Raw genomic sequence first — 10,597 nt, forward strand, 5'->3', positions numbered from 1 at the left:
TTAGAAGGAGACACAGTGCCTGAGCAGAACCCGATCGGACCCGTCGACTCTTCGAAGGTGCCCCGGTTCGCCGGTTTCGCGACCTTCGCGAGGCTTCCGCGGCTCGATCAGGTCGCGCACGCCGACGTCGCCGTCGTCGGGGTGCCGTTCGACGCCGGGGTGTCCTACCGCCCCGGCGCGCGCTTCGGCCCCTCCGCGCTCCGTGAGGCCAGCCGGCTCCTTCGCCCGTACCACCCGGAACTCGACGTTTCCCCGTTCGCCGAAACGCAGGTGGCCGACGCCGGCGACATCGCGCTCAACCCGTTCAACATCGGCGAGGCGATCGAAACGCTGCAGAGCGAGGCCGAGGCGCTCACCGCGGACGGGACGAGGCTGGTGACCGTCGGCGGCGACCACACGATCGCGCTGCCGCTGCTGCGGGCGGCGGCGAAGAAGCACGGACCGGTGGCACTGCTGCACTTCGACGCGCACCTCGACACCTGGGACACCTACTTCGGCGAGCCGTACACCCACGGCACCCCGTTCCGGCGGGCGTCCGAGGAAGGCATCCTCGACACCGAAGCGCTGTCCCACGTCGGCACGCGCGGCCCGCTGTACGGCAAGCGGGATCTGGAAGAGGACCGCCGCCTCGGATTCGGCATCGTCACCTCCGGCGACGTCATGCGCCGCGGGGTCGCCGAGACCGTCGACGCGCTGCGCCAGCGCATCGGTGGCCGCCCGCTCTACATCTCGGTCGACATCGACGTGCTCGACCCGGCGCACGCACCGGGCACCGGCACCCCCGAAGCGGGCGGCATGACCAGCCGCGAACTGCTGGAGATCCTGCGCGGGCTGCGGGACTGCAATCTCATCGGAGCCGATGTGGTGGAGCTGGCCCCGGCTTACGATCATGCCGAGATCACCGCCATCGCGGCTTCCCACGTCGCCTACGACCTGGTGAGCCTGCTCAGTTTGGGGAAGAGCGCATGACACAACGCATCGGCGGCGACGTCGTCGTCGAAACCCTCCACGCGCTCGGCGCGGACACCGTGTTCGGCCTGCCGGGCCAGCACGCGCTCGGTCTGTTCGAAGCGTTGCGGCGCACGGACGACCTGCGCGTCATCAGCTCGCGGGTGGAGAACAATCTGGCGTTCGCGGCCGACGGGTACGCCCGCGCCCGGCTCGCGGCGGATCCCGAAGGCCCGGTCCCGGTGACGCCGATGATCGTGTCGACCGGCCCCGGCGCGCTGCTGACTTTGGCTTCGTTGCAGGAATCGCGGGCGGCCTCGGTGCCGGTGCTCGGGATCTCCAGTCAAATCCCGGTCGCCGGGCTCGGCGGCGGGCGGCACGGCTACCTGCACGAGCTGCCCGATCAGCAGGCCAGTTTCCGTGACGTGGTGAAGTCGGTGCACGTGGTGCGCACCGTCAGCCAGATCCCGACGGCACTGCGCGAAGCCTGGGAATCGGCGGCGACCGCGCCGTACGGCCCGGTGTGGGTCGAGATCCCGCAGGACATCCTGCTGGCGACGACGGATCTGCCGCGGATCACGTCCGTGACCGCGCGGCCCGCACCGCTGGAGCCCCTGCCCGAGCTGATCACCGAAGCCGCGAATCTCCTTGGCTCGGCGAAGAATCCGGTGATCCTCGCCGGTGGTGGCGCGCTGCGCTCCGGCGCGCACGCGGAGCTGAAGGCACTCGCGGAGGCACTGCGCGCGCCGGTGCTGTCGACGTTCGGCGGCAAGGGCGTCTTCGGCTGGGATCACGAGCTGTCCGGGCAGTCGTGGCTGGAGGACTGGCACAGCACCGAGTTCCTCTCGGCCGCGGATGTGCTGCTGGTGCTGGGTTCCGGGCTCGGCGAGCTGTCCAGCAACTACCGCGAGTTCGCCCCGCGCGGCCGGGTGATCCAGGTCGAGGCCGATCTCGGGAAGCTGGAGTCGAACTACCCGGCCCTGGGCATCCACGCCGACGTCCGCCTTGCCCTGCAAGGACTTCTGGAGCAGGTGCCGTTCCGTCAGGCCGACGGCGCGGCCGAAGCGGCGGTGACGGAGCTGCTGGCCAAGGTGCGCGAACGCCTCGACGGCCAGCCCCTCGAAACCGAGCGCAAGCTCATCGACGACATCCGCGCGGCGATCCCCGAAGGCACCCAGACGTTCTGGGACATGACGATCGCGGCCTACTGGGCCTGGTCGGCGTGGAATCCCGAGGGTGCGCCGATCCACACCGCGCAGGGCGCGGGCGGCCTCGGCTACGGCCTGCCCGGCGCGCTCGGCGGCGCCGCGGCGACCGGCGGCCCGGCGCTCGCGGTGTCCGGCGACGGCGGCGCGATGTACGGCATCGCGGAGCTGGCCACGGCGGTCCAGCACGGGCTGGACGTCACGTGGCTCGTCGTCGACGACGGCGGTTACGGCATCCTGCGCGAGTACCTGACCGGCGCGTTCGGGCAGTCGACGGCCACCGAACTCGCGCGGCCCGATTTCGCCGCGCTGGCACGGTCCTTCGGCGTCCCGGCCACGGTGTCCTCTTTGGACACCGTCGGGAAGGACCTTGCCGAAGCCCTCGGCACACCCGGTCCGTCGCTGGTCGTCCTCCCCGCCCTGCTGAAGATGTTCGAGCCGACCCACCTGGAGAAGAAATGACTCAGGTCCTGAATCTCATCGACGGCGCCGAGGTCCCGGCGTCGGGTTCGCGCACGCTCGACCTGGTGAATCCCGCCACCGGCGAGGTCTTCGGCACCAGTGTCCTGTCGGAGCAGTCCGATGTGGACGCCGCGCTGGCCGCGGCCGAACGGGCGTTCAAGGTGTGGCGCAAGAGCACACCCGCCCAGCGTCAGCTCGCGCTGCTGAAGATCGCCGACGCGCTGGAGTCCCGCGCGGAAGAGTTCGCCGAGCTCGAAATCCGCGAGACCGGCAAGATCCGCGCCGTCGTACTGGACGAGGAGATCCCGGAGTGCGTCAGCGCGCTGCGGTTCTTCGCCGGTGCGGCACGGCAGCTCGAAGGCACCGCGTCCGGGGAGTACCTGCCCGGGCACACGTCGGCGATCCGCCGGGAGCCGGTCGGTGTCTGCGCGCAGATCGCGCCGTGGAACTACCCGCTGATGATGGGTGTCTGGAAGATCGCCCCCGCGCTGGCGGCGGGTAACACCGTGGTGCTGAAGCCCGCGGAGACCACGCCGTCGACGGCCGTGCTGCTGGCGAAGGTCGCGGCGGAGTTCCTGCCGCAGGGCGCTTTCAACGTGCTGTGCGGCGACCGCGACACCGGGCGCGCGCTGGTGAGGCACCCGATCACCGAACTGGTGTCGATCACCGGCTCGACCCGGGCGGGCATCGACGTCGCCACCGTCGCGGCGGCCGACCTCAAGCGCACGCATCTCGAACTCGGTGGCAACGCTCCACTGCTGGTCTTCGGCGACGTGAACCTCGCCGAGGCGGCCGAGGGCATCGTCGGCGCGGCGTTCTACAACGCCGGGCAGGACTGCACGGCGGGCAGCCGGGTCCTGGTGGACGCGGCGATCCACGACGAGTTCGTCGCGGAGCTGACCAAGGCCGCCGCCGCGCAGACTCCGGGCGAGGACTTCGGCCCGCTCAACAGCGAGGCGCAGTTCGGGCGGGTCCGCGGGCTCGTCGAGCGGCTGCCGTCGCACGCTCGTGTGGAGACCGGCGGCGCGCCCGCCGGCGACCGCGGTTTCTTCTTCTCCCCCACGGTGATCTCGGGCCTGAACCAGGATGACGAGATCGTGCAGGAGGAGATCTTCGGCCCGGTGATCACCGTCCAGTCCTTTGTGGACGAGGACGAGGCGGTGCGCCTGGCGAACGGCGTCCCCTACGGGCTGGCGTCGTCGATCTGGACCAACGACCTGGCACGCGCGACCCGCGTTTCGGGCGAACTCGACTTCGGCTGCGTCTGGGTCAACACCCACGGGCCGCTGGTCTCGGAAATGCCCCATGGCGGCTTCGGGCACTCGGGCCACGGGAAGGACCTCTCGTCCTACTCCTTCGCCGAGTACACCCGCGTGAAGCACGTCATGACCCGCTTCGCCTGAAGCTCTTAGCCGGAGGTCCCCATGGGTGACAAGGTCACCGAAGTCGAGCAGCACGGTATCGCGCCGATCCCGCCGGAAGAACAGACCTCGCGTCCGCGCGACCTGTTCCGGATGGCGTTCGGCGGCGCGAACACCTTCGCCACCATCATCCTCGGGACACTCCCGATCGCCTTCGGCCTGAGCTTCTGGGCCGCGGTGGCGGCCACCGTCGCGGGCGTGGTCGTCGGCGCGCTCGTGCTCTCGCCGATGTCGTTGTTCGGCCCGCTCACCCGGACCAACAACGCGGTCTCCTCCGGCGCGCACTTCGGCGTCGTCGGCCGCTGTGTCGGCTCCTTCCTCTCCCTCCTGACCGCGATCACCTTCTTCGCCATCTCGGTCTGGGTGAGCGGCGACGCCGTCGCCGGTGCGGCACAACGGCTTTTCGGTTTCGACGGCGGCGAAGTGCTCCGCGGCGTCGCGTACGGCGTCATCGCGATCGCGACTCTCGTGGTGTGCATCTACGGCTACCGGTTCATGCTGCTGGTGAACCGGGTCGCCGTGGTGCTGGGCACGGCGATCATGCTGCTCGGGATCGTCGCCTACGGCGGCACTTTCGACCCCGGGTTCGCCGGCACCGGCACCTACGCGCTCGGGGACTTCTGGCCGACGTGGATCCTCGCCGCGCTCACCACGATGGCGAACCCGATCTCGTTCGGCGCCTTCCTCGGCGACTGGACGCGCTACATCCCCGCACGCCACAGCCGCCGTTCGCTGCTGGCCGCGCCGTTCCTGGCGCAGGTGGCGACGCTGCTGCCGTTCGGGTTCGGCATCGCCACCGCGACCCTGGTCGCGGATCCGGCCGACTACATCACCGGCCTGACCGCGATCTCCCCGCTCTGGTACGCGATCCCGCTGATCGTGGTCGCGCTGATCGGCGGGCTGTCCACCGGCACGACGTCGCTCTACGGGACCGGGCTGGACTTCAGCTCGATCTTCGTGAAGCTGAGCCGGGTGCAGGCGACCCTGCTGATCGGCTCGCTCAGCGTCGTGTTCATCTTCGTCGGCAATTTCGTGCTGGACATGGTGTCCAGCATCAACGCCTTCGCCACGTTGATCGTGCTGTGCACCTCGCCGTGGATGGTGATCATGATGATCGGTTTCGTGCTGCGGCGCGGGTTCTACGACCCGGACGACCTCCAGGTCTTCAACCAGGGCCGCAAGGGCGGGCGCTACTGGTTCACCCGCGGCGTGAACTGGCGCGCGATGGCCGCGTGGATCCCGGCGACGACGCTGGGCCTGCTGACGGCCAACACCCCGATGATCGCCGGGCCGTTCAAGGACATCGCGGGCGGCGTCGACATCAGCATGGTGGTGACGCTGTGCACGGCGGCGATCGCGTACCCCGTGCTGGTGAAGCTCTTCCCCGAGCCGCGGGAGGTCTACTCGTACGCGGAGCCTGTCGCGGAACCGGCCGTCGCCGTCTAGGCGAAACGGCGCAGCGCCCCGAGGAACACCGCGTCGAAGGCGCGGTCCGGGAGCACCCGGCGCACGAACAGGATCGGCTTCGCCCCGAAACCGGCGGCGTAGCGGGTCTTCGGGCGCCGGGCCCGGACGGCCTTCAGGATGACGTCGGCGATCACCTTGGGGTGGGAACCGCGCGCGGCCTGGTCGAAGAACTTCGCCAAGGCCTTGGCCTGCGGCGCGTAAGCGGTGTCGCCCGAGGTCTTCATCAGGTTCTCGATGGCGATGCCGCCCCATTCGGTCTTGATGGCGCCGGGCTCGACCACCACGACGTCGATGCCGAACGGCTTCAGCTCCAGCCGCAGTGAGTCGCTCAGGCCTTCGACCGCGAACTTCGTCGAGTGGTACCAGCCGCCGAGCGGTTCGTAGATCTTGCCGCCGATCGACGAGATGTTCACGATCTTGCCTGTCCCCTGGGCACGCATATGCGGCGTGGTCAGCTGGACGAGCCGCGCGAGCCCGAACAGGTTGACCTCGAACTGGTATTTCCCTTCCGAGAGCGGCACATCCTCGAAGGCGCCGTACGAACCGTAGCCCGCGTTGTTGACCAGGACGTCGATGCGACCGGACTCCTCGATGATCCGCTCGATGCCCGCGACCATCGACGCGTCGTCGGTGACGTCCATCGCGAGGACCTTGACCCCGCGTTCGGCGAGCCCCGCCATCCGCTCGACGCGCCTCGCGGCGCCGTAGACCGTGTAGCCCGCCTCCTGCAGCGCGAGCGCCGTGGCTTCGCCGATCCCCGCGGAAGCGCCCGTGACCAGTGCGACCTTCATGTCCCTCTCCTAACTAACCAGTTGGTTGCCAACTCAGGGTGCCACGCGTCCAGACTGGCTGTCAACCAACCGGTTAGTTAGACTGGGTCATATGGTCAGGGACAAGGAAGCGACCAAGCGGAAACTGCTGGACGCGGCGACGACGGAGTTCGCGACGTACGGCATCGCCGGCGCCAGGGTGGATCGCATCGCGAAGAACGCGGGCGCGAACAAGGCGCTGATCTACGCCTACTTCTGCAGCAAGGAATACCTGTTCGAGATGGTCGTCCAGGAGCAGGTGGACCTCGCCATCCGGACCCTCACGATCACCCCCGAAGACCTGCCCGGCTACGCGGGGAAGCTGTTCGACCGCTACCTCGAACATCCCCATCTCCTCCGGCTCATGGGCTGGCTGCGCCTAGAGAACGGCTTCGACGCGACGCCGGAGGCCGAGGTCCGGGCGCACGCGGACAAGGTCGCCGCGATCCGGGACGCGCAACGCGCGGGCACCGTGCCGGACCACTTCGACGCCGAGGAACTGCTGAGCCTCGTCGTGCACCTGTCGATCCTCGGGTTCTCCTCCCCCACCGCGACCCGCGACCTCGTCGTCCGCGCGGTCGGCCGGATCGTGGGGGCTGAAGGACGCTTTCCTCGCATGACATGCGAGGAAAGCGTCCTTCACCGCGTCTGATGCGGGGAAAGTCCCCTTCAGCGCCGCGTGTCCTCCGGCGCCGGAGTCCGGCTCGCCAGCTTCGCCGACCACTCGGTCACCCGCCGCGCCACGTCCTGCGCGGTGAGCCCGACACGGGCCAGCACCTCTTCACGCGAACCGTGGTCGTGGAACATCTGCGGCACCGCGAGATCCCGCAGCGGCACGTCGCATTCGGCGTCACGGAACAGCGCGGCCAGCGCGGAGCCGAAGCCACCGTGCCGCCCGCTGTCCTCGACGGTCACGACGAGCTTGTGCTGCTCGGCCAGCGCCACCAGTTCGGCCGGGGCCGGGACGACCCAGCGCGGGTCCACCACGGTCACGCCGATGCCCTGATCCGCCAGCCGGTCCGCGGCGGCGAGCCCGAGCATCGCGAACGCGCCCACCGCGACGAGCAGGACGTCGGCCTCGCCGGTGGGTTTGCGCAGCACGTCCACCGTGCCGACGCGTTCCACGGCGGGTACCGAGTCGATCACGCCGCCCTTGGAGAACCGCAGCGCCGTCGGCCCGTCCTCGACCGCGACGGCCTCCCGCAGTTCCTCGCGGAGCGTTCCGGCGTCACGCGGAGCGGCGACCCGCATCCCGGGCACCATGCCGAGCAGCGAAAGGTCCCACATGCCGTGGTGGCTGGGGCCGTCCGGACCGGTGATGCCCGCGCGGTCCAGCACCAGCGTCACCGGCTGGCGGTGCAGCGCGACGTCCATCAGCACCTGGTCGAACGCCCGGTTCAGGAAGGTCGAGTAGACGGCGACCACGGGGTGCTTGCCGCCCATCGCGAGCCCGGCGGCCGAGGTCACCGCGTGCTGCTCGGCGATCCCGACGTCGTACCAGCGGTCGGGGTACGCCTCGGCGAACTTGTGCAGCCCGGTCGAGCGCAGCATGGCCGCGGTGATCGCGACGACGTCCTCGCGATCGGCGCCGATCTTGACCAGTTCGTCGGCGAAGACCCCGGTCCAGCTCGGGCCCTTGACCGGCGGGAGGCCGGTTTCCGGGTCGATCGGGTCGGTCTGGTGCATCTGGTCGGCCTGGTTGGTCACCGCGGGCTCGTAGCCATGGCCCTTCTCGGTGACCACGTGCACGATGACCGCGCCGCCGAAGTCGCGGGCGCTCTGGAACGCCTTCTCCAGCGCGACGAGGTCGTGCCCGTCGACCGGGCCGAGGTATTTGAGGCCGAGGTCGGAGAACATCATCTGCGGGCTCAGCGCGTCCTTCAGCCCCGCCTTCGCCGCGTGCAGCGCCGCGTAGATCGGCTTGCCGACGACGGGCGTGTGCCGCAGCAGTTCCTTGCCGCGGTCCAGCACGCGCTCGTAGCCCGGCTTGAGCCGCAGCGACGCGAGGTGGTCCGCGACGCCGCCGATGGTCGGCGAGTACGAGCGGCCGTTGTCGTTGATGACGATGACGACCGGGCGGCGCGGGTTCGCGGCGATATTGTTGAGCGCCTCCCAGCACATGCCGCCGGTCAGCGCGCCGTCGCCGACGACGGCGATCGCGTGCCTGCCACCGCCTTCGAGCTCGAACGCCTTCGCCAGACCGTCCACATAGGACAGCGCGGTCGAGGCGTGGCTGTTCTCGACCAGGTCGTGCTCGCTCTCGCAGCGCGCCGGGTAGCCGGTGAGGCCGCCGAGCTGGCGCAGCTTGCCGAAGCCGTCGTGACGGCCGGTGACGATCTTGTGCACGTACGCCTGGTGGCCGACGTCCCACACGATCGCGTCGTCCGGTGAATCGAAGACACGGTGCAGCGCCATGGTCAGCTCGACCACACCCAGGTTCGGGCCGAGGTGACCACCGGCGAGCCGCACCTTCTCGACGAGGAAGTCCCGGATCTCCGCGGCCAGCTCGCCGAGCTGGTCCTGGGTCATCCGCTTCAAGTCGGCCGGTCCGTGCACGGACTCGAGCAACGTCACTCTCCCACCTCGCCTGGTTCCTCTTCCGCCGTTCCGACCAGTCTACGGAGGTCGCCTGAGAGTCTTCCGTCCGCCGCGTCACGGGTCACATGTCAGAAAATCACCACTCGACACCCAAGGGTGTGAACATGGTCTCTTTTGCCAAGTAGCGGTCACGTCGGGTGGCCGCGATAATCGCTGATCGACGGTTGAGCAGAAGCCGGTTCGGAGGGCTTGATGGCGGACTTTTTCATCGGTGGCGAGTGGGTCGACGCGGTCGGCGGTGGTCGCCGGGAGATCCGCTGCCCCGCGGACGGGTCGCTGGTCGCGGAGGTCGCCGAGGGCACCAGGGAGGACACCGAAGCCGCCATCGCCGCCGCGCGGAAGGCGTTCGACACCGGCCCGTGGCCGCACACACCCGCCCCGCAACGCGGTGACCTGCTGCTGAAGGCCGCCGACCTGCTCGACCGCGACGCCGCCGCCTTCGCCCGCGCCGAATCGCTCGACACCGGGAAACGGCTGGTCGAGAGCGAATACGACATGGCCGACATCGCCGCGTGCCTGCGCTACTTCGGCAAGCTCGCCGCGAACGACGCGGGCCGCGTGGTCGACACCGGCAACCCGGACGCGTTCAGCCGGATCGTGCACGAGCCGGTCGGCGTCTGCGGCTTGATCACGCCGTGGAACTACCCGCTCCTGCAGACCATCTGGAAGGTCGCCCCCGCGCTCGCGGCGGGCAACACCTTCGTCCTCAAGCCCAGCGAGCTGACCCCGCACACCTCGATCATGCTGATGAAACTGCTGACCGAGGCCGGGCTCCCCGGCGGCGTCGCGAACCTGGTGCTCGGCGCCGGCGCGCAGGCCGGGGCACCGCTGTCCGAGCATCCGGACGTCGACCTCGTGTCGTTCACCGGCGGCCTCGCGACCGGCAAGATCATCGCCGCCTCCGCGGCCGCGACCATCAAGAAGGTCGCGCTGGAACTGGGCGGCAAGAACCCGAACGTCGTCTTCGCCGATTCGGACTTCGAGACCGCCGTCGACTACGCGCTGACCGCGGTGTTCCTGCACTCCGGGCAGGTCTGCTCGGCGGGCGCGCGTCTGATCGTCCAGGAGGAATGGCATGACCGGTTCGTCGACGAACTCGTCCGCCGCGCCGAACTGATCCGACTGGGTGGACCTTTCGACCCGAAGGCTGAAACCGGCCCGCTGATCTCGGCCGCCCATTTGGAAAAGATCGAACGTTACGTCGCCGCGGCGCTCAAAGAGGGCGCCGTCCTGCGCACCGGTGGCAAACGCCCCGACGATCGCGAGCTCGCGAAGGGGCACTACTACCTGCCGACCATCCTCGACAACGTGAAGCAGGGCAGCAGCGCCGTCGTCGACGAATCGTTCGGCCCGGTGCTCACCGTCGAGACCTTCACCGACGAGGACGACGCCGTCCGCATCGCCAACGACACCCACTACGGCCTCGCCGGCGCGGTGTTCACCTCGGACGCCTCCCGCGCGCAGCGGGTCGCGAACCGGCTGCGGCACGGCACGATCTGGATCAACGACTTCCACCCGTATCTGCCGCAGGCGGAATGGGGCGGCTACAAACAGTCCGGCTTCGGGCGCGAACTCGGCCCGACCGGGCTCGCCGAGTACACGGAGGCGAAGCACATCTACCAGAACCTCCGGCCCGCTCCACAGCGCTGGTTCTCCGGGGAGCCCGCGTCCAACTGAAGAGGGGAAA

8 protein-coding genes are annotated in these 10,597 nt (G+C 69.5%); 6 read left to right on the forward strand and 2 right to left on the reverse strand.

All coding sequences use genetic code 11. The features are described 5' to 3' along the window. Window positions 1–15: 15 nt before the first annotated feature. Genes speB through MJQ72_RS03750 form a run of 4 tightly spaced genes read left to right on the forward strand, consistent with a single transcriptional unit; the run spans window position 16 to window position 5,482 of the window. Entirely contained in the window at window positions 16–969 is a 954-nt protein-coding gene (gene speB / locus MJQ72_RS03735; protein ID WP_240597683.1) for an agmatinase, read from the forward strand. Then, window positions 966–2,615, forward strand: coding sequence for a thiamine pyrophosphate-binding protein (locus MJQ72_RS03740; protein WP_240597685.1), 1,650 nt, complete (start codon window positions 966–968; stop codon window positions 2,613–2,615). The genes speB and MJQ72_RS03740 overlap by 4 nt, the downstream gene beginning before the upstream one ends. Beyond that, complete coding sequence (locus MJQ72_RS03745; RefSeq protein WP_240597686.1) at window positions 2,612–4,018, forward strand: aminobutyraldehyde dehydrogenase; 1,407 nt, start codon at window positions 2,612–2,614, stop codon at window positions 4,016–4,018. Before MJQ72_RS03740 ends, MJQ72_RS03745 begins: the two co-directional genes overlap by 4 nt. Window positions 4,019–4,039: 21 nt before the next feature. Then, window positions 4,040–5,482 carry a cytosine permease gene (locus MJQ72_RS03750; protein ID WP_063274499.1) on the forward strand — a complete coding sequence of 481 codons (1,443 nt, stop codon included), beginning with the start codon at window positions 4,040–4,042 and terminating at the stop codon, window positions 5,480–5,482. Here MJQ72_RS03750 and MJQ72_RS03755 read toward each other — a convergent pair. Then, window positions 5,479–6,294 (reverse strand): oxidoreductase, encoded by an 816-nt coding sequence (locus MJQ72_RS03755; RefSeq protein ID WP_240597688.1) that lies wholly within the window; start codon window positions 6,292–6,294, stop codon window positions 5,479–5,481. The two genes, MJQ72_RS03750 and MJQ72_RS03755, sit on opposite strands and share 4 nt — an antisense overlap. 91 nt (window positions 6,295–6,385) lie before the next feature. Here MJQ72_RS03755 and MJQ72_RS03760 point away from each other — a divergent pair, with 91 nt between their 5' ends. After that, window positions 6,386–6,964 (forward strand): TetR/AcrR family transcriptional regulator, encoded by a 579-nt coding sequence (locus tag MJQ72_RS03760; RefSeq protein WP_240597690.1) that lies wholly within the window; start codon window positions 6,386–6,388, stop codon window positions 6,962–6,964. A 17-nt stretch (window positions 6,965–6,981) separates the two neighbouring features. On the opposite strand, the gene dxs is transcribed toward MJQ72_RS03760, so the two are convergent. Then, window positions 6,982–8,886: a 1-deoxy-D-xylulose-5-phosphate synthase gene (gene dxs / locus MJQ72_RS03765; protein WP_240597692.1), complete on the reverse strand. Its 1,905-nt coding sequence runs from the start codon at window positions 8,884–8,886 to the stop codon at window positions 6,982–6,984. Window positions 8,887–9,102: 216 nt separating this feature from the next. Between dxs and MJQ72_RS03770 the strand changes: the two genes are divergently transcribed. After that, complete coding sequence (locus MJQ72_RS03770) at window positions 9,103–10,587, forward strand: aldehyde dehydrogenase family protein (protein WP_240597694.1); 1,485 nt, start codon at window positions 9,103–9,105, stop codon at window positions 10,585–10,587. The last annotated feature ends 10 nt before the right edge of the window (window positions 10,588–10,597 follow it).

It is taken from the genome of Amycolatopsis sp. EV170708-02-1 (assembly GCF_022479115.1).
Classification (GTDB): domain Bacteria; phylum Actinomycetota; class Actinomycetes; order Mycobacteriales; family Pseudonocardiaceae; genus Amycolatopsis.

What these genes read in the sequence shown, in the direction of transcription:
- MJQ72_RS03745 (WP_240597686.1), top strand. Translation starts at nt 2,612, where the DNA reads ATGACTCAGGTCCTGAATCTCATCGACGGCGCCGAGGTCCCGGCGTCG.
- MJQ72_RS03770 (WP_240597694.1), top strand. Translation starts at nt 9,103, where the DNA reads ATGGCGGACTTTTTCATCGGTGGCGAGTGGGTCGACGCGGTCGGCGGT.
- MJQ72_RS03760 (WP_240597690.1), top strand. Translation starts at nt 6,386, where the DNA reads ATGGTCAGGGACAAGGAAGCGACCAAGCGGAAACTGCTGGACGCGGCG.
- MJQ72_RS03750 (WP_063274499.1), top strand. Translation starts at nt 4,040, where the DNA reads ATGGGTGACAAGGTCACCGAAGTCGAGCAGCACGGTATCGCGCCGATC.
- MJQ72_RS03740 (WP_240597685.1), top strand. Translation starts at nt 966, where the DNA reads ATGACACAACGCATCGGCGGCGACGTCGTCGTCGAAACCCTCCACGCG.
- MJQ72_RS03755 (WP_240597688.1), bottom strand. Translation starts at nt 6,294, where the DNA reads ATGAAGGTCGCACTGGTCACGGGCGCTTCCGCGGGGATCGGCGAAGCC.